The sequence below is a fragment of the Bacillus sp. MYb56 genome (assembly GCF_002976445.1).
Lineage (GTDB): Bacteria > Bacillota > Bacilli > Bacillales > Bacillaceae_G > Bacillus_A > Bacillus_A mycoides.
Genome location: NZ_PCOH01000015.1, coordinates 84,787 through 111,345, shown reverse-complemented (window position 1 = coordinate 111,345; position 26,559 = coordinate 84,787). Strand labels below are relative to the sequence as shown.

The following is a 26,559-nucleotide window of genomic DNA, read 5'->3' as shown; positions in this document are numbered from 1 at the left end:
TGAAGTTCATCTGAATTTTACATGACTTTCCTTTAAGTTCTATTGTCTTCCCATACTAATCACATTATCCTTTACATATAGGAATCATTTCCATTCCGTTTCAAACTATCTATATATATAAAAAAGATAGTAGCCTATTAGGGAAAGGCATCTAGTATTATTATAAATATAACCAAAGAAAAAGAACTCTTATGGTGCGCTTATAAGCGCACCATAAGAGTTCTTTTTCATACAATTCTCATTTGGGAGTTCTCGAAAATCATGTTAATCACAAAGAAAAGGCATTAGCTCATAAAAGCTAATGCCTTTTCTTTGTGATTATTTTTAAACGTTCCATTCTTCAATATTCCATATTTTCGTTATCCATGCTTCATAGAAAGATGGCTCATGTGAAACAATTAAAACCGTACCTTTATATTGTTTTAACGATTCCTGTAAAGCCGTCTTAGTCTCTGTATCCAAATGATTAGTCGGTTCATCTAAAATTAAAACATTGCTTTTCGTTACGATAAGTTCACATAAACGCACTTTCGTTTGTTCTCCGCCGCTTAATAAACGAATAGGTTTTAATACGTGCTCTTCTTTCAAGCCACACTTTGCTAATGCTTGGCGTACTTCTTTCCTTGTCATATCTGGTCGTTCTGCCCAAACTTTCTCTAATGGTGTTGTTTCTGAAGCAAACTCTTCCTGTGCAAAATAGGCAGGATTTACTCGCTCACCAACAGAAATTGAACCACTTATCGGCTTTATTTGTCCTAATAACGTTTTTAACATTGTCGTTTTTCCAATTCCATTATGACCAACAATCGCTATTTTTTCTCCTTTTTTCACTTGTAAATTCAACTCTGGAAATAACGGATCACTATAACCTATCCTTAGTTTCTCAGCTTGCAATATACGACTCCCTGGCTCCTCATAAACATTGAAATCAAAACGGGATCGAGTTACATGATTAACCTTTTCAACCCTTTGCATTTTCTCTAATACTTTTTCTCGACTTTTTGCCTGTTTCGCTTTACGAATTTTATTTTTTTGAATAAAACCCTCTAAATGTACAATTTCTTTTTGTTGTTTCGCATACGCCGCTTGTAATTGTTTCCTTTGTAATTGATAACTTTGCAAAAAGGTTTCATAATCTCCTACATAGCGCTTAACCTTTCGTTCTTCTAGATGATAAATAACATTCGTAATATTGTTCAAAAATATTTCATCATGCGAAATGATAATATAAGCTTTTTCATACATTTGTAAATATGATTGCAACCATTCTATATGTGCTGTATCTAAATAGTTAGTTGGCTCATCTAATAATAAAACATCCGCTTTTTCTAAAAGGAGTTTCCCAAGTAACAACTTTGTCCGCTGACCACCACTTAACTTTGAAACATCCTTTTCCAATCCTATTTCAAACAAGCCTAAGCCTGTTGCTACTTCCTCAATTTCTGTATGAATTTGATAAAAATTAGAATTCTCCAATATAGTTTGTAACTCTCCATACCTTACTAACAATTTCGCTACTTCTCCTGCTCCAGCCATCTCTTCTGTAAGTTTTAACATGTCACGTTCCAACTCATACAGGTTAGAAAACGCACTTTGCAAGTATTCTTCAATTGTTATGCCTTCTTGTAAATCTATATGCTGTTGCAAAAAGCCAATCTTCACATGTGGAAACCATTCAATTTTCCCATCATCATGTATAAGTTCTCCCGTTAACAAGCGTAATAATGTTGATTTTCCAATTCCATTTTTCCCTACTAGCCCAACATGTTCGCCCTTTAATAATCGAAAGCACGTATTATATAAAATGGTTTTCTCACCATATGAATGACTTACATTTTCTACTGTTAATATACTCATCTTTTCTCTCTCCTTTTCTTATGATCCATAAGCTAAATAGAGAGAACAACAGTATAAAGCCTTATTTAGTTATACATATAAAAATGGGTAAGGTGAATACACCTTACCCATTACATATTATCGTAAGAAAGGATTAAGGTTCTTTACCTGCTGTCTTCAATTTAGCTTCATCTTTAAAAATGGGCAGACTTCTCCCGTATCAAGCTAAAACCATTTGAAGAACAGTTGATAAAGTCATTTTATCCTTTCACTCCTTTAACGTTTGTTATATTAAGAGTATAAATCACTCTGTTATATTCTATTCTCTACTTTTTCTTTTGTTCCTTCTTCCAATTTATCCGATGTTAATGAACCCACTATTTCCCCTATAGATTTCATCTTTCTCCTTCAATAGAAAAAAGCCTCTTAACAGCAATTATACAAAAAACTGTTAAAAGACTTTTTTCTATTTTTTCATGTAAGGAGCCAATACTCTTAAAATTTCTTCCTTATCCTTCTTTAACTCAAGAGATGTTAACATATCCATCGTTCGCGGCCTAGGTAATTCTACTTGGACCTCGCCAACTATTGATGCTGGTCTTTGAGATAAAATAAATACGCGATCAGAAAGTAAAATTGCCTCATCTAAGTCATGTGTAACCATAACAATTGTTTGCTTTTCTTGATGCCAAGAATTTAAAAGCCAACTGTGTACTTCCATTTTTGTAAATGCATCTAATTTTCCAAAAGGCTCATCCAGCAGCATAATTGGCTTTTCACATAAATACGTACGAAGAAAACTAATTCTTTGACGCATTCCACCTGATAACTCATCTGGATAATGATCTGCGTATTCATCTAGCTCAAATTGCTTTAATGCTTCCATTCCTTCTGTCAGCCTTTGTCTTTTAGGCTTCCCTTCGATTTCCAATGGAAGAACGATATTTTGCAAAGCCGATCGCCACGGTAGTAATAAATCTTGTTGCGGCATATAACTAACAACATCTTGTTTTTTTACATACTCCTCGTTATAAAACACTTCTCCGCTCGTTGGCTCTTCAACACTTGCAATCATATTTAATAATGTACTTTTTCCACAACCACTCGGACCTACAAAAGAGACAAACTCTCCCTCTTGTATAGACGCACTAATATTTGCTAATACATTCTTTCCATCGAAAGCTTTTACAATATCTTTTATTTGTAATCCACTCATTTTTCACTTGGAAGGAATTCATTTGTAAAGGCATCTTTTACATCGATTTTCTTTTTAATAACTTTGTTGTCATATAAGAAATTCATGTAATTCGTCCAAATCTCTTCCTTCTGTACTCCCCACGCTTTTGCATCATCTTGATACTTTGTACTTAACCACTTTTGGCTTTCTTGTACTAATTCTTTATTCACATCTGGAACAGCTTTAATTAAAATATCCGCAGCTTCTTTCGGTTCTTTAATTGCAAAATCATAACCTTCTGTCGTTGCCGTCATAAATTTTTTCACAAAATCTTTATCTTGCTTCGTATGTTTTTCACTTGTAATAATAACAGGACTATAGAAATCAAGCGCTGGATCTAAGTCTTTTACCATAATTGTATTTAACTCTTTTCCTTGACGCTTCGCTTCAATTCCATCCCATCCATAATAAATCCATTCAAAGTCTGCATCACGACCGATTGATTTAAAGAAATCTGTTTGTCCAAGAATAATTTTTTCAACTTTATTAAAATCAGCTTGATGTTTCTCCATAATCGTCTTTAACGTCGCTTCTTCTGCTGGTCCCCCCCAGCCGCCATAACGTTTACCTTCAAAATCTTTCGGTGACGTCATATTATCTTTTTTTAGAGATGCAAAAGCAGAGGTATTATGCTGAATAATTGCACCAACAGAAACAACTGGGATTCCTTCAACACGAGCTAATGTTACATTTTCTTGTGCGCTTATCGCAAAGTCTGCTTTCCCAGAAGCAATCATCTGCTCTGCCGTTACATTATCACCAGGCTGGATAATTTCTACATCAAGCCCTTGCTTTTTGTAATAATCTTTCGTTTGCGCTACATATAAGCCAGTATGATTCGTATTTGGAAACCAATCTAAAACGAATTTTACTTTTTTATCTTTACTTGAACTTTCTTCTTTCTTCGCCGGATTACATCCAGCAACAGTTACTGCTAATAATGCAGCTAACATAATTTTTAAACCTTTTTTCATTTTCTGCCGCCCTTTCTGTATATCCATGGTGCTGTTATTCTTGCCATAAATTCAACAATAAAGTACAGACATAATGTCACCATGACGATAATCGCTGCAACACCAAATACTCGAGCCGTTAAAAAGGATTTTGTTGCTCTTGTAAGCATAACTCCTAATCCTTCGCTGGCACCAAGCCATTCCCCAATAATCGCCCCCATCACACTATATGTAACAGCAATTTTTAAACCTGAGAAGAAGTATGGGAGTACTGCTGGAAACTTTACTTTCTGGTAAACTTGCCATTTCGTTGCCTTCATTGTTTGTAACAGTTTCAGCATATTTTTATCTACCGTTTGGAAACCTTCTAAAATGCTAAGCGCAATTGGGAAGAAACAAACAAGAATAACAACCATTACTTTTGGCAACATTCCGTATCCAAACCAAATAATAAATAATGGTGCGAGCACAACGATTGGAATTGTTTGCGAAATAACGAGCAATGGATTCATTAAAATCCGAAATAAAGGGATGACATCCATAATGATAGCAATACTCGTCCCAAGTAAAATTGCAAAAAACAACCCAATTATTACTTCCTGTAACGTTTGCACTGTATTCGGTAATAGTAAATCTTTCATTCCAATTAACTCTTGCACAATTGCAGACGGCTTCGGTAAAATCCACGGCTCAATTTTAAATAATGAAACAGATCCTTCCCATATAGCAATGAGAAGGATAAGCCAAATTGTTGTGATTATTTTAGATCGCTTCTGGTTTTGCATATTCATCACGGTACTTCCAAACTTTTTCGTCAATCGTTACGCCTGTACTTGGACGATAGTGAATTTTAATAGAAGTGATTACTTCTTCTGCTCCAGCATCGACGCAAGCTTGTTGCGCGCGTTTAATGACGTCAAGAAGTACATCTAATTCTCCTTCCAACGTTGTTTCCATTGCCCCTACTTCATAACGAACTCCCGACTGTTGTACAACTTCAATTGCTTTATCAACAACGGAATACACATCTTTGTTCTTCGCTTGTGGTACTACTGAAAATGAAATTGTAACTTGTTGTGACATAATAAAATCCCCCTTACAAAATATGGTTTCAAAAAAAGAAAAGGCTTTCCTACCATGTAGGAAAGCCTTGTATACAAGTTATTCTATAATAACTTATGCTACATCACTTTAAAGTAACTCCCTACGCTGGCATTATCCAGATCAGGTTGAGGGTCGATGTATACTTACATCCTCTCAGCCAATTGGCTCCCCGGTTCTTAATTCGTTTTCATTGTAGCATGATTTATTTTATTGAACAAACAAAAGCATGCATAATCACTTCATTTAACTTTTGAATTCCCCAATTAACTCTTGTAACTCCTGTGAAAGCCAACTTAAAGAACTAGCTAATTCAGCAATATCTTGTACAGACATTTCCTGTTCTTTCATACTTTCTTGAACATTACTACTACTATTCGCATACTTATTTGCGATAAGTGATAGTTCATTTACAACACGAACAATATTTTGGCTATTTTGCAATATATCACTTGAATTGCTAGAAACAGCTCTAACTTGATTGGTAACAGTTTGTGCTGATTTCGAAATTTTTTCAAAGAAAGCACCACTACTTTCAACAAGTTTAATTCCTGATTCTACTTCTTTTGAAGCTTTTTGCATTGAAACAACAGCTTCTTCCGTTCCAGCTTGTGTTTCCCCAATTAATTTTGCTATATCTTTTGCTGATGCTTCCGTCTGCTCTGCTAATTTACGCACTTCATCAGCAACAACGGCAAATCCCTCTCCAGTTTCCTCAGCACGTGAAGCTTCAATAGTAGCATGTAAAGCTAGCGAATTAGTTTGATTTGAAATACCTGTAATTTCAGTTACAATATCACTAATTTCTTTTGATCTTGCTTCCAAAGAATAAATAATAGAAGATAAATCTTGTACTGCATTTTGTATTATGTTCATTTGATTAATCGCCTGTTTAATAACACCATTTTCTTTTCCTGAATGATGCTCTATACCTTCAGACTCTTTCGCCATTTGTTTTGCAGCATTCGTTATCTCTTCCATCTTATCTTCCATTTCATATACAATACCTAAATACTGTGGTACTGAAGTTTCTTGTGACTGGGCGCCAGCTCTTAACTCAACCATAGAACTTACGATTTCTTGAACTGCCATGCTATTCTCTTTCGTACTCACTGACAATTCTTTTGAAGATGAGGAAACCTGTTCTGCTGTCTGCTTCACTTTATCTATAATTCCTTTAAACTTCTCGATGGTATTATTAAAATACGCATTAATAATACCAATATCATCTGGTCTTTCCTCTAATTTAATACTTAAATCACCTTCACCGACTTTGCGCAACCCTTCACGTAAATCCCGCAATGGAGCAAGTGCGTTACGTACGATTAAGAATTGAATAACAGTTGCAATTAAAACAGAAATACAAATAAACATTAAACCTTGTATAATGAATTTTCCCTTTGTAATAGGAACAATAGAGGCATCTACATCGGCTGCAACAATTGCCACAATATTATCTTCTCCATCTTTAATTGGCTCTAATATCGTTACCCATGATCCTAATGCGTCTTCATATACTACTGTCATGTTTGCTTTTTTCGTGCTCATTACCTTATCATATGCTTTCATCCAAAGATCTGGTTGTTTATAATAGTCCCCCGGCTTTACTTCAACAACATTTGCTAAGTCTGTAGACAAGTCGACGATTTGTAACTCACCTTTTTCATTTTCTTTTGCTCCAACAATATACGTTTGTCCAACACTGTTCAATTCTTCCGTTGATTCATCTAATTTCTCTGTTAACTTCTCTCTCTTTTCTCTTTCTGCCGTTGGATCTTTTGCAACATCTCTCACTATTTCTGCGTCTAATTTATGTAATACCGTATCTCCTGTTTCAAAAGAATGCCTTTCAAATATAGACATCATACTATTTTGAAACATGTTAAAACTTAACGCCCCCATACTACCAACAAGCGTCAAAATAACTAATACAGTTAACAATACATTTTTTTGAAGAAATGATAGCTTGTGCCAATACTTTTCCATTAACATCACCTTTCTAAATTAACTTAGTATAAAATAAAACTATTAAAATATAAACCTCATCAATAAATGATAACAATTCTCATTTGTTTACAAATAAAAAAAAGACCAATGAAAAAGCATTGGTCAAAACCAACCCTATCCGTCCGGTAACTGGCTAGCATAGTCATTTGACCTTAGCCCCTGTAGTTTTGCGCCCTCATGTTTCCATCAGTTTGCCTTTCTCGCTGAACGAGTTGAACGATATGGGAGTTCTATGAGAATTTAAATATTCTCTTTCAAAGATTACAACATAAAAATTAAAATGTCCACTTATTTAGAGATTTAAATATAAAGTTTTAATGTATTATTTTTTCGAAATAATTTAACAAAGTTCGTGAATGTTACATTTCTTGTGTTATATAATAAAAAACGTATACAACACAAGGATTATTCCGGATATTAATTTAATTTTCTTTCAAATTAAATTATTCGAATATATCTTAACTTACGAATTTCGGAGGTAGTTTATCATGTTTTGGCTACAATTTCTTACGTTACTACTCTGCATTTTTATTGGTGCACGCTTAGGCGGAGTTGGTCTAGGAGTAATGGGTGGCGTTGGTATGGCAATACTTGTTTTCGTCTTCCACTTACAACCTACAGCTCCTCCTATTGATGTAATGCTTATGATTTTAGCAGTAATTACAGCTGCCGGTGCTTTGCAAGCTGCTGGAGGAATGGATTACCTTGTCTACCTTGCTGAGAAAGCATTACGAAAAAATCCAAAGCGTATTACATTTTTTGCTCCTATTGTTACTTATTTATTCACGCTATGCGCGGGAACTGGTCATGTCGCTTATTCTGTACTTCCCGTTATCGCCGAAGTATCTCGCGAATCAGGAATTAGACCTGAACGACCAATGTCAATTGCCGTTATCGCTTCCCAGCAGGCAATTACAGCTAGTCCAATATCGGCTGCAACAGTTGCACTTTTAGCAATGTTAGCCGACTATAAAATCACCTTGTTAGATATTTTAAAAGTCAGTATCCCTTCTACTTTTATTGCTTGTATGGTAGCTGCATTCGTTGCTAGTAAAATGGGAAAAGAATTAAATGAAGACCCTGAATACTTGAAGCGATTAAAAGAGGGAATGATCCCTAAACTTGAAGAGAAAAAAGAATTTGCGGGTGTAAAAGGCGCTAAATTATCAGTTATCCTTTTCCTAGTAGGAACTTTCCTTGTCGTACTTCTTGGTTCATTTGAAGCCCTTCGTCCGGGATGGATGGTTGACGGGAAGTTAGCTCGTCTTTCCATGCCAAACACAATTGAAATGGTCATGTTAACCATTGCTGCTCTTATTATTATTTTCTGTAAACCAAATGTGGAAAGCATTGTAACTGGTAACGTCTTTAAAGCAGGCGCAACAGCAGTTGTTGCTATTTTTGGTATCGCTTGGATGGGAGATACTTTCTTCAACGGAAACTTAAATATAATTCAAGGATCAATTCAACACTTAGTGACAAGTGCACCATGGCTATTTGCTATTGCACTATTCATTCTATCTATTTTACTGTATAGCCAAGCAGCAACAGTTCGTGCTTTAGTGCCACTCGGACTATCACTTGGTATTCCGCCGGCATTACTTATTGCGATGTTCCCTGCAGTAAATGGATATTTCTTCATTCCAAACTACGGGACAATCGTTGCTGCAATTAACTTTGACCGTACTGGTACAACAGGAATTGGTAAATATGTTTTAAATCATAGCTTTATGATTCCTGGCCTAATCGCAACATTCACTTCTATCGGAATTGGAATGCTCTTAATTTCAATTATGTTTTAAATAAAGTGAAACTTTAATCAGTGGGGGGTTTTGTTCTTCCCCCACTGATTATTAGCCCGCACCAATCGGGCTTTTACGGGCAGCCCGACTCCCACCTAACCTCTTTGCTAAAGCCGAATTTTGAGGTGGGAGTTTTACTGCCCGGCGAATAGCGGGATAAAAGCACAAACCTACAATTTTAAAGAGTTTGTGCTTTTTTAATCAAACGTTTGTTTAAATAAATTGAAACTTTAATCAGTGGGTTTTGTTCATCCCCCACTGATTATTAGCCCGCACCAATCGGGCTTTTACCGGCGTAAGACTCCCACAAATAGCAGGATAAACGAAACAACTCATTTTGCGACTCTACAAACTCTTATTTACTTCCTCAACTAATTTCTTCGTACCTTCATACGCAGATTCCGCTAAGCTAATCGCTGAAATAACTGAAACACCATCCGCACCCGCTTCTATAACAGAAGCTGTATTTTCAATTGTAATCCCACCAATCCCAACGATCGGTATTGTAATCTCTTGTTCCCTAAAATACTTTAGACCTTCCGTTCCTTGAACCGCTTTTGTATCTTTTTTCGTACTCGTCGGGAAAATTGGACCAACTCCTAAATAATCGGCTCCATTTTCAATCGCCCAGCGTGCTTCTTCAATTGTATGTGTAGATACTCCAATAATTTTATCTCCCATTTTTTCACGAACAGAAGTAATTCCTTCATCATCTTGTCCAACATGCACGCCATCTGCATCTAACTCGAGGGCTAGTTCCACATCATCATTTACGATGAATGGTACACCGTACTCCTTGCAAAGTGCTTGTAGTTCTTTCGCAAAATCAATACGTTTCTCTCCCGTTAAAGCCCCTTCTCCCTTTTCACGAAGTTGAAAAATTGTTATACCACCTTCTAGTGCATCTCTCAATACTTGTAGTGGCTCCTTCGTACAATTGTTACTTCCCATAATAAAATATACTGGTAATAACCTAGACATTTCAGCCTTTGTAATACGCGGCATCTAGTTCCCCTCCTTACTATATAAGCTCAATCTTTCCATACTTCTCAATATCATCTGAAGTTGTATTCGCTAACTGATTTAAAAATTCAATTTGAAAGCTTCCTGGTCCATTCTCTACTGTTTTCGAAGCCGCTATTTCTGCTGCTACTCCATAGAATGTTAATGCAGCTACTGCTGCCTTTACATAATCCTTTTCTACCGCTACAAATGCTCCTATTACAGAAGTTAGTAAACAACCTGTTCCAGTAACTTTCGTTAAAATAGGATGTCCATTTCGAATAAGAATAGTTCGCTCTCCATCTGTAACAACATCTTCTTGTCCAGTAATTGCCGCAACTGTATTTAATTCATCTGCTGCCTGTTTTGCAATATTTACAACATTACCGTTGCCAGTACCAGCGTCTACACCTTTAATTTCCCATTTCTCATTAATAACGTTAGCTATTTCAGCTGCATTTCCGCGAATAACAGCTAAATCGATTTCAGCCGGAATATATCTCGCAACTTCTGTTCGATAAGAAGTTGCTCCTGCCCCAACTGGATCAAACAATACTGGTACATCATTCTTATTTGCTGATTTACCAGCAAGTAACATCGCTTCTACCTCTTCAGGACGAAGTGTACCCATATTTAAAACAAGGGCTCCCGCAATGCTAGCCATTTCTGCTACTTCTTCTTTTGCATACGCCATTACAGGTGATGCTCCTAATGCTAACAAACCGTTTGCTGTAAAATTTGTTACAACAACATTTGTAATATTATGCACGAGTGGATTAGACTCTCTCACCAAATCCACTACTTTACTAATTTCTTTCATATTCATCCTTTTCATCTCCTAACTATAGTAATGGGAGATACACAAAAAGGCACTTTGCGCGTACGCAAAGTGCCTGAACATGTGCTTTTACACTCTCCCTACGCTGGCATTATCCAACAGGTTCAAATGGTCAATGACGGACTAGTCATACTCTCAGTTTGCATCCACAAACTCCCATGTGTTTATTATTCATCTACTTCAAAGTCTACTCTTATTCTAGTAAAATAACAAGTTCTTTACTTTTATAGAATGATAGAGATCAGAACTCTCCTGGTTCAACCATTCTTCGCCTTTATATAAGTAAAACTCTCACACGTATATTTCACCACAAATAACTCAAACCGTCAGCAAGACTGAATAGAACAAAGATGTATGCTATATTTAACGTATGGAAATTTGAAAGGATGTTTTTAAATATGGCAAAAAGTATTGTAATTGCTGAAAAACCTTCTGTTGCACGTGATATCGCACGTGTACTGAAATGTGATAAAAAAGGGAACGGCTATCTTGAAGGTAGTAAATATATTGTTACTTGGGCTTTAGGTCATCTCGTTACATTAGCTGATCCAGAAAGCTATGATGTGAAATATAAACAGTGGAATTTAGAAGATTTACCAATGCTACCGGAGCGTTTAAAACTAACCGTTATTAAACAAACAGGGAAACAGTTTAACGCTGTAAAAAGTCAGCTTCTTAGAAAAGATGTAAATGAAATCATTATAGCTACTGACGCCGGTCGTGAGGGCGAGTTGGTCGCACGCTGGATTATCGATAAAGTTAAAATGCAGAAACCGATTAAACGTCTATGGATTTCATCTGTTACCGATAAAGCAATTAAAGATGGCTTCGCAAATTTAAAACCAGGAAAAGCATATGACAATCTATACGCTTCAGCTGTCGCACGTTCAGAGGCTGACTGGTATATCGGACTTAATGCGACTCGAGCATTAACTACTCGCTTTAATGCCCAACTAAATTGTGGTCGTGTGCAAACACCTACTGTAGCCATGATTGCAAGCCGTGAAGATGAAATCAAACATTTCAAAGCTCAAACTTACTATGGTATCGAAGCTCAAACAGCTGAGAGATTAAAGCTAACTTGGCAAGATACAAAAGGAAATAGCCGTAGCTTTAATAAAGAAAAAACTGATGCAATCGTGAACAAAATTAGTAAACAAAATGCTACTGTTGTAGACATTGATAAAAAACAAAAGAAATCGTTCGCTCCTGGTCTTTACGATTTAACTGAGCTACAACGTGATGCGAATAAAATATTTGGTTACTCTGCGAAAGAAACATTAAACATTATGCAAAAATTATATGAACAGCATAAAGTTTTAACGTACCCTCGTACAGATTCACGCTATATTTCATCTGATATTGTCGGAACACTTCCAGAGCGTCTGAAGGCTTGCGGAGTTGGAGAATACCGTCCTTTAGCACATAAAGTATTGCAGAAACCTGTAAAATCTAATAAATCATTTGTTGATGATAGTAAAGTAAGTGATCATCACGCAATTATTCCAACAGAGAGCTATGTAAACTTCTCAGCTTTCACAGATAAAGAACGTAAAATTTATGACTTAGTTGTAAAACGTTTCTTAGCTGTTTTATTCCCGGCCTTTGAATATGAACAACTAACATTGCGCACGAAAATTGGTGACGAAACGTTCATCGCACGCGGAAAAACGATTTTACATGCTGGTTGGAAAGAGGTTTATGAAAATCGATTTGAAGATGATGATGCAAGCGATGATGTAAAAGAACAAATCTTACCTCGCATCGAAAAAGGCGATACATTAAACATAAAACTAATTGTCCAAACATCAGGTCAAACGAAAGCACCTGCACGTTTTAATGAAGCAACATTACTTTCAGCGATGGAAAACCCAACAAAATACATGGATACGCAAAACAAACAACTTGCTGACACGTTAAAGTCAACTGGTGGATTAGGTACTGTAGCTACACGAGCTGATATTATCGACAAGTTATTCAATTCGTTCTTGCTTGAAAAACGTGGTAAAGATATTCACATTACTTCAAAAGGCCGTCAGTTACTTGATTTAGTGCCAGAAGAACTGAAATCTCCTACACTAACTGGTGAATGGGAGCAAAAGTTAGAAGCTATCGCTAAAGGAAAATTAAAGAAAGAAGTATTCATTTCAGAAATGAAGAACTATACGAAAGAAATTGTTGCTGAAATTAAATCGAGTGATAAGAAATATAAACACGACAACATTTCAACGAAGTCTTGTCCAGACTGTGGTAAACCAATGTTAGAAGTAAACGGTAAAAAAGGTAAAATGCTTGTATGCCAAGATCGTGAATGTGGTCACCGTAAAAATGTATCCCGCACTACAAATGCACGCTGTCCTCAGTGTAAAAAGAAACTAGAACTTCGTGGTGAAGGAGCAGGCCAAATTTTCGCATGTAAATGTGGCTATCGTGAGAAACTTTCTACATTCCAAGAGAGACGTAAAAAAGAATCCGGCAGCAAAGCTGATAAACGCGACGTTCAAAAATATATGAAACAGCAGAACAAAGAAGAAGAACCATTAAACAATCCATTCGCAGAAGCATTAAAGAAATTAAAATTTGATTAAACAAAAAGGTTCCTACCACTATCGGTAGGAACCTTTTATTTTTAATGAATAATTTTACTTCCTTTTGCGTTCTCAACAAACTTTTCACTTGATTTGTTAATTGGTGTTTTCAGTAATAATGCAGCCACAACCATGATTACTACGAAAGCACTTAACACAAGTAAATCTCTAGTTACTATATCCCAAAGCATTCCACCTACTGTTTCACGAATTGCACTAATAGCATATGTGAATGGTAAGAACGGATAAATCGCTTGGAAGAATGGTGGTGTCATTTGAATTGGGAACGTACCACCCGATCCTGCTACTTGTAGTACAAGTAAAATAATCGCCATCGATTTCCCAACGTTTCCGAAAATAGAAACGAGTGAGTATACGATACAAACAAAGACTCCCCCAATAAATAAACTAAATAACACAAACCAGAACTTATCGACTACGTACGTACCGAGTAAGAATATATCTCCCATTGATACGATAAACGCTTGTGAAAGACCTATCGTTAAGAATGTTAATAAACGTCCGAAGTAAACTTCATGGCTCTTATAATTCGCGCCCTCTTCGTGTACTTCTACCGTTAATAATGAAACCATTAATAATGCGCCTACCCATAATGCAAGCACTGTATAGAATGGTGACATTGCTGAACCGTAGTTCGGCATTGCAAATAATTTATTCTCTTTTAAATTTACTGGATTTGCAAAGTAGTCACTTTGCTTTTCAACATCATTCTTTAATAAGCGTATGATGTCTTTTATATCCTCTTCAGATTCAAAATCACGAATTTTATCTGCTAATTCTTTAATCTTTTTCTCAGTCACCGGCATTTCAGCTTTAATGTCTGCTAATTTCTTTCTACCGTCTACTAAGCCTTTGGATGAATCTTCTAGTAATTTTTTAACATCTGGAAGCTTTTTGTCTGCATCATTTAAAATTTGAGTTGTATTTTTCGACATCTCTTTTGTACGAGCAATTGCTGTATTAAAGTTCGGAACAATTTCTGAATCATACGTGGACAATACATCTGCTAATTGAGCAGCTCCACCTTTAGCTGCATTGTTAATACTTTCAATTACATCTTTTGTAGGTTTCTGGCCATTGTTAAGAAGTGTAATCCCCTTATTCGTTGCCTCTACACCTTTTTGCAAACTGCTTTTCGCTTTATTTAATTTTGCAATTCCATTATTAAGGTTTTTATCACTATTTACATCAGCTAAAACCTTATTTGTGCTTTCTAGAACTGGAATCATATCATCAATTAAACCGATTCCAGATTGGAATTGACCATTCAAACTTTTTAAGGCTTCCTTCGAACCTTCTAAACCGTTAACGCCTCTATTTTGTACATCCTCTAGTGCTTTTTGGAAACTAGATTTAGTACTTTCAAAACCATTTTTCGCTTTATCGTAATCTGCTTTCGCATTATCATATAATTCATTTGCATCAGCTTTAGCTTGATCTACTGTGCTAACTGCTTTTTTATAATCTGCTACAAATGTTTCATTATAATCTTTTTCAGCTTGATCAATTAACGCATTTGCTGCATCTAATTTTTGATTAGCTACATCTGTTACATCTTTCTTTACTTCTTGTCCTGTACCAATAGCATTTACAATATCTTTAATACCGTTATTTGCATTTTCCATACCGCCTTTAAGCTTCGTCAGGCGATCCACTCGTCCTTGGAAAAAGCTTTTACCAAAATCAGTCGTTACTGATTTCTGAAGTTCGGTAAATACATTAATAAGATACGAAATACCCTCTGTACGCGATTGCAATTGATCTGATACCGCATTTAAATCTTTCTTTGCTTGTTCCGGATCAAATTTTCCATTTTGCAATCCATTTACAACACTTTTCCCATAAGCCGTTCCTGCACGGGATGAACTTAAAACATTATTTACTGTTTGATTAATATTTTGCGCTATACTTTTGTAACCATCATTGTTCAACTTAGAAAGATCCGGTCTCGCCGGGAATTCAGGTAATCCATTCCTTCCAGACAAATCAGGGATATTTAAATCTACACCCGGATTCATTAAAAAGTCAGTAAATGCAGCTGCACTATCCATAACACCTTGGACTACTACTAAATCATTTCTTATCGTCCCTGGAGCATTTTTCAATGTTTGATCTTGATTCGCAAAGAACTTATCTAAGTTTGCCAATGCTTCCTGCCCATCATTTATTACACTCTCTACAACAGGTAGATCTTTTTGTGCTACTTTCACGATATCTTCCGCTCGAGTCGCATCATCTAACGCCTTATCCATAAGTGTATTCATTTCTGGGAACTGCGCTTCTAATTTAAATACAAGATCTTTTACTTTTTCGATGCTTGGTAAGTTTGTTTCTAAATCGATTCCAAGGTCATTGAAGATTTTAAAAATCTCACCGTTTGCTGTTTTAACAAAGTTTTTACTGACCTCTTCTGTAAGACCCGATGCACCTTTAGCTGTAATTTTCGGTGCAATCGCATTTACTTTTTCATTTACATAGTAATCAAGTTCTGGTTTCTGTGGATTTTCATTCAAGACCGTTGCAATCTTTTCAGAAAAATCTTTTGGAATAGTAATACTTGCGGAATAATCTCCACGCTCTACTCCATAAATTGCTTGCTTTTCATCAACAAACTTCCACCCGAAATTTTTGTCCTTCTTAAGTGAATCTACAATTTCTTCCCCGATGTTAATATCTTTCCCTCTTAAATTTGATCCAACATCTTGGTTAGAAACTGCAATTTGGATTCCTTTCGTATTTCCGTAAGGATCCCAAGAAGCTTTAATGTTAAACCATGCATATAACGATGGTAAAATCATTAACCCTAAAACAATAACAATTGCAGCCCAATGTTTGGCTACATTCCGTAAATCTGTCTTATAAATACGCCAAATTTGTTTCATAAAAGTTATCACCTAATTATATATTTTTCCTTCTTTAGAAAATGATACATACATTTTGTAATTATATCACTTTCTACATCGTGGATTAAACGAAAACATACTATTTTTCCCATTAAATATTTCACTTACTTCATTATATAACGAAGTAAAAAAAGTATGCATACAAAATGACCAAATTAGTTTTACATTCAATAATAACAAATATATAGGAAATGTCATAAAAAATACAAGTATTTTCTCTTGGGAATACTTGTATTTATCAAAAAATCCTCACAGCTTTTCATTATCTGTGAGGATTTCTTCTATTATATATCTAATTGTACTTCTACACCGAAATGGTCAGAAATTACATTTCGATTTGTTCCATTAAAAATGACTTTTGAAGAATTAACTGTTTTACTTTGATTGCTTAATATTAGGTCGATTCGTAAGTTTTGTTTATTTTCATCCCAACCAGCAATCTCTCCTTGGACAGTTGTTCCTTCATCCTTCTCTATCGCTAGTTCATATGTGTCATATAAACCTTTTTGCATCATATACTCATAACCCTCTCCTTCCAAACGAGCATTGTTATTAAAATCACCCATTAAGAAGGAAAGTTCATTGCTATTTACACGCTCCATTAAACGATCAACTTGGTCTTTGAATGATTCTTCTTCATCATTCCACCAACCGAGATGGCAAGAATAAAACGTTATATTCTTATTATTATAAGCAATTGTTGCACTTACAATTTTGCGTGTTTTCCAATACATTGTATCCTTATTTTCTGAGACAAAGAACGTATCTTCCTTTACAATGTTGTGCTTTGTTATAATTGCTAATCCTTCTTCGTACACATCATATCCAATATGAGAGAAATCCCAAATAATATTGTATTCTTTTACATTTAATGCTCTTAACTCTTCTAGCAGTAAAAGTCCAAAATTATCTTTTTTCTTGTTACCGCATACATTTTCAGCTTGTATAGACTGACTTACTTCTTGCAATGCGATCACATCATAATCTTCTTCTTGAATTGCTTTAGCAAGATACTTTATTTTTTCAATTTGATTCTCTTCTTGCCAAGAGTGACAATTTAAAGTTAGCAATTTCATATTATTACGCACCTAACATATCTTGAATATCTGACTTTAATACGTCAGCTTTCGGGCCATATACTGCTTGTACACCTTTATCTTTTACAATAAGTCCTAAAGCACCATTTTGTTTCCATTTTGCTTCTGGTGCAACGGCATCTAAATCTTTTACTGTTACACGTAAACGTGTCATACAAGCATCTACGTCAGCAATATTATCTTTTCCGCCCAATAAATCAATAACTTTTGTTGCTAATGAACCATCTTGTACATTTCCTGTTCCTTCTGTTGACTCATCTTCATTATCAATATAGTTTCCTGCACGCCCTGGCGTTGGTAAATTGAATTTTTTAATTAAGAAGTTGAATAACGTAAAGTTAAGGCCGAAGAACACTAATGAAACAATGACAAAGTTGATTAAATCTCTCGTTAAACCTGCATTGATCATCATTGGTGTACGTGTAATTAACTCAATAAATCCAAATGCATGAACACGTAAATTAATTAAATCCGCTAATGCGAATGCAAGTCCTGTTGTAATCGCATACACAACATATAATACTGGTGCAATAAACATGAACATGAATTCAATTGGTTCTGTTACACCTGTTAAGAATACTGCTAATGCAGCTGATAAGAACATTGGTTTATATTTTGCACGTTTTTCTTTATCAACATTACGGAACATCGCAAACGCAATCCCCATTAACGCTGCCGTTGAGCCTATAACTTGTCCAGCTTTGAAACGAGCTGGTACAACGTTATTTAATAAATCGTTATATGCTTTCGTATCTCCATTTGCTAATAAGTTATTTAAATCTGTAATCCATGCAAGCCATAACGGATCTTGTCCCGCTACAATTTGTCCAACCTTTGAGCCAGTTAACATCGTATATGTTCCGCCTAGCTCTGTGTAGTTCATCGGAATTGTTAACATATGATGTAATCCAAATGGTAATAATAAACGTTCTAACGTTCCATATACAAACGGTGCAATAACTGGTGCACTATCTTTAGATGCTGCAATCCAGCGACCAAATTCATTTAATCCACTTTGGATAAATGGCCATACAAGTGATAATACAATCGCAGTGACTGTAGACCAAACAATTACAACGAATGGTACGAATCGTTTTCCATTAAAGAATGCTAATGCCTGTGGCAGTTTATTATAATTGTAGTATTTGTTATATAAAGTAGCTCCTAAGAAACCTGTGATAATCCCTACGAAAACTCCCATGTTTAATGCTGGTGCACCAAGTACAGAAGTAAAGTAATCTTTTACAAGTAAATCTCCTGCTAAAAATGAAGAAACTGTCGCTTTTGAATCCGTTAACATTTGAGCGTTTACGCCAAATATAGCTCCTGTAATTCTGTTTGTTAAGACGAATGCTAATAGTGCTGCAAATGCACCACCTGCTCGATCCTTCGCCCAAGATCCCCCAATTGCTACTGCGAATAAGATGTGTAGATTTGTAATAATTGCCCAACCGATGTCTTCCATTACTCGAGCAATGGTATGAACTGCGTTAACATCCCCAGCAGACATCCCAATTAACTTACCGATGGAAATCATTAAACCAGCTGCTGGCATTACAGCTACAACAACTAGTAACGCTTTCCCGAACTTTTGCCAAAAATCAAAAGACGTAATTTTCATCTGTTTTTCCTCCCCTTTATTTATAACAACATAATGATTTAAATTATAATTTCTGTTTCTCTTATGAAAACGATTCCTTATGTTTCTTTTTCCCTTTACGCAACCGTTTTCATAAATCTATTTTAATAAAAGCGTTTTCACATTGCAATAGAAATTTATTTTTTTTCATAAAAAAAGATGCTCAAGGAGCATCCTTTTTCATTATAAAATGCGATAAACCCTTGTTTCATAAGGTTTCAACGTGATTGTAGTTATTTGTTCATGTTCCGCAACTTCATAGTTATTTAAAAGCAAACGTTTGCGTTCTAATGCGAATAAACTCTCATTATACACAGATTCCTCTTTTGAGATATTACTAATTACAATGACTTTTTCATCCTGTAGCGTACGTGTATATGCATAAATTTGTGGATCGTCTTCTAATAGTAAATCGTACGTACCGTAGTTCAGTACATCGTGCTCTTTTTTCAAGGCAATCATTTTCTTATAGAAATTGAAAATAGACTTTTCTTCATTTTTTTGCTTTTCAACATTAATTTCTTTGTAATTTGGATTCATGCTAAACCAAGGTGTACTTGTTGTGAAGCCAGCATTCATTTCATCGTTCCACTGCATAGGTGTACGTGAATTATCGCGGCAAGAAGCCCATATAATTTCCATCATATCTTGATGTGATACGCCCTCTGCAATTTTCTCACGATATAAATTTTTAATTGCTACATCATCGTAATCTTCAATATTTGGGAACTGAACATTTGTCATACCAATTTCTTGTCCTTGATAAATAAACGGTGTGCCGTGCATAAAGAAATACATCGCTCCTAAAGCCGTTGCACTTTCACGCCAATATTCTTTATCATTTCCCCAAGTAGACACAATACGTGGCTTATCATGATTTTCAATATATAAAGCATTCCATCCCTTATTTTCTAAACCTTTTTGCCACTTTGTTAATACTTTTTTCAACTCAACAACGTCAAGATCTTTCTTCTTTTCTGCATCCCATAAGCTTAAATGCTCAAATTGGAATACCATATTGAATTTACCATTCTCTTCTCCAACCCAAAGATCAGCATCTTCAACTTTCACACCATTTGCTTCTCCAACAGTCATAATATCGTATTTAGCAAATGTGTTTTCTTTTAATTCTTCTAGTAATGGCTGAATACCATTTACATTCATATGTTTGTCAAAAGAAGGCACATACTTTAACCCTTTTGGGTTTGGCATATCCTTGAGGCCATCTTCTTTTTTTATATGACTAATCGCATCGACGCGGAAACCATCAATACCTTTATCAAGCCACCAATTAACAGTATCATATAAAACTTCACGAACTTCTTTATTCTCCCAGTTCAAATCTGGTTGTTTACGCGAGAATAAATGTAAATAATATTGCTCTGTCACTTCATCATATTCCCATGCAGAACCATTAAAGATACTTTCCCAATTGTTTGGTTCCGCGCCGTCTTTACCATCCTGCCAAATATACCAATCACGCTTCGGATTGTCTTTAGAAGAACTTGATTCAATAAACCATGGATGTTCATCACTTGTATGATTAATAACTAAATCAATAATAAGCTTCATGTCACGCTTATGAACTTCATCTAGTAGCATATCAAAATCTTCCATCGTACCAAATTCATCCATAATATCTTGATAGTCACTAATATCATAACCATTATCGTCATTAGGTGATTTATACATTGGACAAATCCAAATTACATCTATACCTAAATCTTTTAAATAATCCAGCTTTGCAATAATCCCCTGTAAATCTCCAATACCATCACCATTTGAATCCATAAAGCTACGTGGATAAATTTGATAAGCGACAGCTTCTTTCCACCATGTCTTATTCATAATAATTCTCTCCTTTTGCATCCCATCGGATTTTTTATGCAAACGTTTTCGTAACACTATCATAACAAAATATGAATAGTTTGCAACTGTTTTCATTGAACTCTATGTAGTTTCCTTATTCTTATGCCTTATTTATTTCTCACAAAGATAAAGTGAAACTTTAATCGTTAAGGCGATGTCCATTCCCCGCTGATTATTAGCCCTTACCAATCGAGCTTTTACGAGCAGCCCTATCTTCTTTGTTTCAGCCGGATTGTCTTACTGCTCGCAAATAACGGGATAAATCTAACCCTTCTCTTCTTCTCGTCCATGCGTGTTAAATACACTCTTCATATACTAATACAAGCTCATATTATTCCAGAAAGGAGATATAAATTGAAACAAACAAAATTAACTGGTCGTATCGTCGTTCCCTCGGATCCTGGGTATGACATAGCCCGAATAAATTTAAATTTAAGCATTCCAAAATTTCCTTGTATTATTGTTTTTTGTCAAAATAAAAATGATGTGTGTAACGCCTTAAAATGGGCACGTGAGCGTCATATACCATTTCGCTTAAGAAGTGGACGGCATAGCTACGAAAATTTCTCTCTTTTAAATGGCGGGCTTATTATTGATGTGAGTGAAATGAAGCAAATTACGGTTAGTACAGGAAAATTAACAGCAACAATTGAAGCGGGTGCAAATCTTGGCACTGTGTATAAAGAACTTTGGAAATATGGTGTTACAATACCAGCTGGCACAAGTGCAAGTGTCGGAATTGTGGGGTTAACACTCGGCGGTGGCATTGGCATGCTTTCACGCTTATTTGGACTAACATGTGATCAATTAGTAGAAGTCGAAAAGGTACAAGCGTGAGGGAAATTTGGTGCAAAAATCATTCGTGCAAATGAACAAGAAAACCCTAACCTATTTTGGGCATGCCGTGGCGGTGGCGGTGGAAATTTCGGGATTATTACTTCCTTAACCTTTCGAGTCCACCCTATTAAAAACGTATCAATTTTCTCACTTACATGGGAATGGAAAGACTTTATTGCTGCATTTCAAGCTTGGCAAAACTGGGCACCTTATATAGATGAACGTCTCACTTCATCAATTGAATTATTCTCTAAACAACGAAATAAAATCGAGGTGAAAGGTGAATTTGTCGGCTCTCCTTCTGAACTCTATCATCTATTATCTCCTCTTCTTGAAACTGGTAATCCTTCTCTCTTTATAGATGAAGTCCCTTATATAAAGGCTGTTCAATTCTTTAATAGCGGCAATATTCCTGAAAAATTCAAACGCTCTGGTTCCTACGTATATAAACCTATCCCTCTTAAAGGTATTCAAATCTTACAATATTTTCTTTCTCATGCACCAAATAAAGATGCGAGTATTTGGCACCAATCACTCGTAGGTGCTGTAGAAAACATTTCGCCTAATGAAACAGCTTATTTCCACCGCAAGGCAATTATTGCTCAAGAATATATTACTTCTTGGAAATGCAACGATGAAGAAAATCGAAATATACGCTGGGTTAAAGATTTACGGGAAAGCTTAGATCCTTACACACTAGGAGACTATGTCAATTGGCCCGATATCGACATAAAAAATTGGCAAACTAGTTATTATGGCTCTAATTTTCAAAGGTTGCGTAAAGTGAAGACAGCATATGACCCTTGTAATGTTTTTCGTTTTCAACAAAGCATTCCTCCTGTCCATACGTAAAAAGGAAGAACAGAATTCTGTTCTTCCTTTTTACATTGAAAATCGTTCAATGGTTTGTTTCAAGTCCGCTGCTTGCTTCTCTAAATCCTTTAATAATTGATCGATTACTACCATATTTTTAGATTGTTGCAACGTCACACGTGCCACTTCTTGTGAACCAGCTGATGTTTCCTCAGCAATTGCTGCTACAGCCTTCGTCTGTGCTCCTGTTTGATGAATGTGACTCACTTGCTCGTTCATATAGCTACTAATTTGCTTAGTTGCATCGGCAACTTCCATAATGCTTGATGACATTTCTTTTAAAATTAATTCAGTAGCTTCTCCTCGTTTTGCCTCTTCTTTAGCTGTTTTCACTTGCTCCGTCATTTTCAATGCGACTTGTTGCACTTCCTCTTGCATATTTCGTAATAACTGCGATATATTTCTTGCAGAATGATCGCTTTCATCAGCAAGTTTACGTACTTCTTCAGCTACAACTGCAAAGCCCCTTCCATGCTCTCCAGCACGAGCTGCCTCAATAGAAGCATTTAATGCTAATAAATTCGTTTGACTAGCAATCTCACTCACAACAGAAACAATATGTTCTACTTGTTTCATTCGTTCTTCTAACTTCTGTACATTTTGCATCGAATCTTCATTCTCTTTTGCCAATGTTTGAATGCCTTGAATTAAAGAAGTAAAGACACGTGTACTTTGTCCTAAAGCTTGAACCATTTCTAAAGACAATTCGTCGGACTTTTTTGCTTTTTCTTCTACTTCACTCGCAATAGAGGTTGTTGTATCGACAGTTGAAACAATCGCCTGAATGGAAGCTGCTGATTGCTCGGCGCCAGAAGAAATCTCTGCAAGAGTTTCAGACACACCGCGTGCTTGCTTTGTCGCTTCCCCTGTTTGTCTTCTAATTTGCTGAACTTGATTATTTGTATACGAAAATGTAGTATCGATATTTTTTACCATACCTCTTAAGTTCTCGAGCATCATATTAAATGCAACACTTAAAGATTTAATCTCATCATCTACTTTTGGCAACGGGACATCTTCACGAATATCACCATCAGCCGCTTTCCTTGCTGCTTCTTCCAACTTTCGAAGTGGTTTAATTAAAAATATTGCTGCCCCATACGCTAAAATTCCAGACCATACTACACCTAATAACATAACGATAATATTATAAACAGTTTGACTTACATAACTTTGAAAATAATCATATATAACGTAAATAAAAAATAAACTTGTTGAATATGTAATTAAAGCTAAAACTGTAGTGAATAGCATAAGTTGTGTACATAAGCCAAAGGAAAATGTCTTCCTTTCTTTTTCCATCTCTTCTTTCCCCCTTCTTATAAGCAATATAAGTGCTACCTATATATTATTATCCATATTTTCGTTATAGAAAGATATAGAGATTTTAAAAATCATAATTCCCTTGAATATCAAATTCCGTCAAAAAAATAAAGGATTCTGACAATTTATGACTAATAACAGAAATAAGGGGAAACATTTGTAAAATATATTTTTGACTGGGGGTTTTGTATGATTCAAGTTCGAAATCTAGTAAAATCATTTGGCTCACTTGATGTTTTAAAAGGAATTGATTTAGAAGTAAAAGAAAAAGAAGTTGTTGTTTTAATTGGTGCCAGTGGTTCCGGTAAAAGTACATTACTTCGCTGTCTTAACTTTTTAGAAATGTACGATGAAGGTGAAATTCACTTACAAGGTGAACGAATTGATCCAAAGCATTCAAATTTAAACAAAGTCCGTGAAAATGTCGGTATGGTTTTTCAGCACTTTAACCTCTTTCCTCATATGACCTCACTAGAAAACATCATAGAAGCACCTATCCATGTAAAAAAATTAGAAACAATAAATGCAAAGGATATCGGAAATCAGCTTTTGCAAAAAGTCGGCCTACAAGATAAAGCAGATGTAACTCCTCACCTCCTGTCAGGTGGTCAAAAACAGCGCATTGCCATTGCACGAGCTCTTGCTATGAATCCTAAAATTATGCTATTTGATGAACCTACCTCAGCCTTAGACCCTGAACTTGTTGAAGAAGTATTGCAAGTTATGAAAGAACTTGCTGAAGAAGGAATGACCATGATTATTGTTACTCATGAAATGAATTTCGCAAGAGATGTAGCTGATCGCGTCATATTTATGGATGACGGAAAGATTGTAGAGGACGCTCCGCCAGCACAATTCTTTTCAGCTCCATCACATGAACGAGCAAAACAATTTTTACGCAACGTTTTATAATGTAACTTCTGTTTCAAATGAAAAGAAATACATCCATACGGTGCACAACTAATTGTCCAAATAAAATATCTCAGTAACATACTTAAAACCATCCGTATGATCAATATATAGGAGGGGTTTTATGAAAAGAAAACTATTAACCATTGTTGCGAGTATTACATTATGTACATCCTTCATACTAGGAGCCTGTAGTAAGGAAAGTGCTACTACTTCTTCAAATGGTGAAAAAGAATTTCGTTATGCGATGAGTGGCTTATATAAACCTTTTAACTATAAAGAAAATGACGGAAAGCTTGCCGGTTTTGATGTGGAAATTGGTGAGGCACTTGCGAAAAAAATGAATATGAAACCCACTCCTATTACAAATCCATGGGAAACGCTAATTCAAGGTCTACAATCGAAAAAATATGATGCTATATTGGGCAGTATGGCAATTACAGAAGAACGCTTAAAAGCTGTTAGTTTCTCCAATCCTTATTATCGTTCTGGTGCCCAAATTTTTGTGGCTAAAAAGAATACATCTATCTCTTCTCCAGAAGATTTGAAAGGTAAGAAAATTGGTGTTGTAAAAGCTAGTACCTTTAAAGACCTTGTTGCAAAACATACAGATCAAATCACAGAATATGATAGCGATATTACTGCACTTATGGACTTAGAGCCTGGACGTATTGATGCAGTAATCACTGATCAAATGGTCGGTTTACGTATGATCAAAGAAGGTAAATCAAATATAAAAGAAGCTGGAAAACCATTAAATCTTGATGAAATGGGAATTGCTATTCGTAAAGATGATAAAGAAATGGTTGAGAAAGTAAATAAAGCTTTAGATGAAATCATTAAAGATGGTACGTATGAAAAGATCAGTAAAAAATGGTTTGGGCGTAATATTCTCGGTGAAGAGGAAAAAACGAAGTAAATTAGCTAGTCAAATGTTTCATACATTATGCCCCACTTTTTATGTGGGGTATTTCATTCCCTACTAAAATCCATACAATATGAGGTGACACATATGTTTGAAATTTTTATGTCTACTTATCCCACACTCTTAAAGGCTACTATTGTCACATTACAATTAACACTAACATCCCTATTACTCGGTTCACTAATTGGATTACTATTCGCTTTTTTTCGAATCTCTAACAATAAGATTTTAAATAGTATTGCTCATGTATATATCGCCATTATTCGTGGTACACCTTTAATTGTTCAAATTGCCATTCTCTATTTCGGTATTACATCGATTATTGTCTTCACTCCTTTTTGGGCAGGAGCAATTGCTTTAGCAATCCATAACGGTGCATATATTACTGAAATTTTCCGCGGATCCATTCAGTCCGTTGACCGTGGACAATTGGAAGCTGCTCGCTCTTTAGGTATGCCTTACCCTTTAGCTATGCGCCGAATTATATTACCACAAGCATTTCGTCTGTCTCTTCCCCCTCTAGGGAACCAATTTATTATTGGATTAAAAGATTCTTCTCTTGTTGCTTACGTAGGATTGTCCGAATTATGGGGATCAGGTTTATCAATTGCTGCAAGTAACTTCCAACAATTAGATACATACATAATTGTTGGTTTATATTACCTCGTACTTGTTCTTCTATTTACTTATTTTGTTAATCTTTTAGAAAAACGACTTCAACGAAAAGAAAATAACTCTGTCCAGGTCAAGACGAAGAACAAGAAAGAAGTCTCTTTATAACAAAAAGCAAGCTCTAAGA

18 protein-coding genes, 2 pseudogenes and 3 riboswitches are annotated in these 26,559 nt (G+C 35.5%); of the genes and pseudogenes, 6 read left to right on the top strand and 14 right to left on the bottom strand.

The window, feature by feature from the left end:
• Window positions 1-324 precede the first annotated feature (324 nt).
• The 6 genes from CQ058_RS18410 to CQ058_RS18385 form a co-directional block, all read right to left on the bottom strand.
• Window positions 325-1,857 carry an ABC-F family ATP-binding cassette domain-containing protein gene (locus CQ058_RS18410; protein WP_002191816.1) on the bottom strand — a complete coding sequence of 511 codons (1,533 nt, stop codon included), beginning with the start codon at window positions 1,855-1,857 and terminating at the stop codon, window positions 325-327.
• Between the two features lie 445 nt (window positions 1,858-2,302).
• Window positions 2,303-3,052: an ABC transporter ATP-binding protein gene (locus CQ058_RS18405; protein WP_002124980.1), complete on the bottom strand. Its 750-nt coding sequence runs from the start codon at window positions 3,050-3,052 to the stop codon at window positions 2,303-2,305.
• Entirely contained in the window at window positions 3,049-4,047 is a 999-nt protein-coding gene (locus CQ058_RS18400; RefSeq protein ID WP_002193395.1) for an ABC transporter substrate-binding protein, read from the bottom strand. Before CQ058_RS18400 ends, CQ058_RS18405 begins: the two co-directional genes overlap by 4 nt.
• On the bottom strand, window positions 4,044-4,817 hold the full coding sequence (locus CQ058_RS18395; protein WP_002091231.1) for an ABC transporter permease: 774 nt from the start codon (window positions 4,815-4,817) through the stop codon (window positions 4,044-4,046). The genes CQ058_RS18400 and CQ058_RS18395 overlap by 4 nt, the downstream gene beginning before the upstream one ends.
• A complete protein-coding gene (locus tag CQ058_RS18390; RefSeq protein ID WP_000082898.1) occupies window positions 4,789-5,109 on the bottom strand; it encodes an MTH1187 family thiamine-binding protein in 321 nt (106 codons plus the stop codon). Before CQ058_RS18390 ends, CQ058_RS18395 begins: the two co-directional genes overlap by 29 nt.
• Before the next feature lie 101 nt (window positions 5,110-5,210).
• A riboswitch (TPP riboswitch) is annotated at window positions 5,211-5,312 on the bottom strand.
• A gap of 61 nt (window positions 5,313-5,373) precedes the next feature.
• Window positions 5,374-7,113 (bottom strand): methyl-accepting chemotaxis protein, encoded by a 1,740-nt coding sequence (locus CQ058_RS18385; RefSeq protein WP_002191812.1) that lies wholly within the window; start codon window positions 7,111-7,113, stop codon window positions 5,374-5,376.
• 142 nt (window positions 7,114-7,255) lie between these two features.
• Window positions 7,256-7,340, bottom strand: a riboswitch (cyclic di-GMP riboswitch).
• Between the two features lie 282 nt (window positions 7,341-7,622).
• On the opposite strand from CQ058_RS18385, the gene CQ058_RS18380 reads away from it, so the two are divergent.
• The gene (locus CQ058_RS18380; RefSeq protein ID WP_002029556.1) at window positions 7,623-8,936 is read left to right on the top strand and encodes an anaerobic C4-dicarboxylate transporter family protein; all 1,314 of its coding nucleotides are present in this window, start codon (window positions 7,623-7,625) and stop codon (window positions 8,934-8,936) included.
• A 345-nt stretch (window positions 8,937-9,281) separates the two neighbouring features.
• On the opposite strand, the gene thiE is transcribed toward CQ058_RS18380, so the two are convergent.
• Both thiE and thiM read right to left on the bottom strand, forming a co-directional pair.
• Window positions 9,282-9,941, bottom strand: coding sequence for a thiamine phosphate synthase (gene thiE, locus CQ058_RS18375; RefSeq protein ID WP_002191811.1), 660 nt, complete (start codon window positions 9,939-9,941; stop codon window positions 9,282-9,284).
• A 16-nt stretch (window positions 9,942-9,957) separates the two neighbouring features.
• On the bottom strand, window positions 9,958-10,764 hold the full coding sequence (gene thiM, locus CQ058_RS18370; RefSeq protein ID WP_002191810.1) for a hydroxyethylthiazole kinase: 807 nt from the start codon (window positions 10,762-10,764) through the stop codon (window positions 9,958-9,960).
• Between the two features lie 72 nt (window positions 10,765-10,836).
• A riboswitch (TPP riboswitch) is annotated at window positions 10,837-10,946 on the bottom strand.
• Between the two features lie 228 nt (window positions 10,947-11,174).
• Between thiM and topB the strand changes: the two genes are divergently transcribed.
• Complete coding sequence (gene topB, locus CQ058_RS18365) at window positions 11,175-13,364, top strand: DNA topoisomerase III (protein ID WP_002124971.1); 2,190 nt, start codon at window positions 11,175-11,177, stop codon at window positions 13,362-13,364.
• 41 nt (window positions 13,365-13,405) lie between these two features.
• Here topB and CQ058_RS18360 read toward each other — a convergent pair whose 3' ends face one another.
• The 4 genes from CQ058_RS18360 to CQ058_RS18345 form a co-directional block, all read right to left on the bottom strand.
• Complete coding sequence (locus CQ058_RS18360) at window positions 13,406-16,267, bottom strand: YhgE/Pip domain-containing protein (RefSeq protein WP_105589922.1); 2,862 nt, start codon at window positions 16,265-16,267, stop codon at window positions 13,406-13,408.
• A gap of 305 nt (window positions 16,268-16,572) precedes the next feature.
• Window positions 16,573-17,364, bottom strand: a complete 792-nt coding sequence (locus CQ058_RS18355; RefSeq protein WP_002191808.1) for an endonuclease/exonuclease/phosphatase family protein — start codon at window positions 17,362-17,364, stop codon at window positions 16,573-16,575.
• Between the two features lie 4 nt (window positions 17,365-17,368).
• Window positions 17,369-19,006, bottom strand: a complete 1,638-nt coding sequence (locus CQ058_RS18350; protein ID WP_002016687.1) for a PTS transporter subunit IIBC — start codon at window positions 19,004-19,006, stop codon at window positions 17,369-17,371.
• A gap of 201 nt (window positions 19,007-19,207) precedes the next feature.
• Window positions 19,208-20,872: a glycoside hydrolase family 13 protein gene (locus CQ058_RS18345; RefSeq protein ID WP_002167020.1), complete on the bottom strand. Its 1,665-nt coding sequence runs from the start codon at window positions 20,870-20,872 to the stop codon at window positions 19,208-19,210.
• Between the two features lie 375 nt (window positions 20,873-21,247).
• Between CQ058_RS18345 and CQ058_RS18340 the strand changes: the two are divergent.
• Window positions 21,248-22,582, top strand: a pseudogene (locus CQ058_RS18340) (FAD-binding oxidoreductase).
• Window positions 22,583-22,612: 30 nt separating this feature from the next.
• On the opposite strand, the gene CQ058_RS18335 reads toward CQ058_RS18340, so the two are convergent.
• Both CQ058_RS18335 and CQ058_RS33075 read right to left on the bottom strand, forming a co-directional pair.
• Window positions 22,613-23,539 carry a methyl-accepting chemotaxis protein gene (locus CQ058_RS18335; protein ID WP_407060706.1) on the bottom strand — a complete coding sequence of 309 codons (927 nt, stop codon included), beginning with the start codon at window positions 23,537-23,539 and terminating at the stop codon, window positions 22,613-22,615.
• A gap of 15 nt (window positions 23,540-23,554) precedes the next feature.
• Window positions 23,555-23,740: pseudogene (locus CQ058_RS33075) on the bottom strand (HAMP domain-containing protein); the annotation flags it as partial.
• Window positions 23,741-24,115: 375 nt separating this feature from the next.
• On the opposite strand from CQ058_RS33075, the gene CQ058_RS18330 reads away from it, so the two are divergent.
• The 3 genes from CQ058_RS18330 to CQ058_RS18320 all read left to right on the top strand — a co-directional run bounded on the left by CQ058_RS18330 (window position 24,116) and on the right by CQ058_RS18320 (window position 26,540).
• Entirely contained in the window at window positions 24,116-24,838 is a 723-nt protein-coding gene (locus CQ058_RS18330; protein ID WP_105589921.1) for an amino acid ABC transporter ATP-binding protein, read from the top strand.
• 121 nt (window positions 24,839-24,959) lie between these two features.
• Window positions 24,960-25,754, top strand: coding sequence for an ABC transporter substrate-binding protein (locus CQ058_RS18325; RefSeq protein ID WP_002016697.1), 795 nt, complete (start codon window positions 24,960-24,962; stop codon window positions 25,752-25,754).
• Window positions 25,755-25,847: 93 nt separating this feature from the next.
• Window positions 25,848-26,540, top strand: coding sequence for an amino acid ABC transporter permease (locus CQ058_RS18320; RefSeq protein WP_002029538.1), 693 nt, complete (start codon window positions 25,848-25,850; stop codon window positions 26,538-26,540).
• Window positions 26,541-26,559 lie beyond the last annotated feature (19 nt).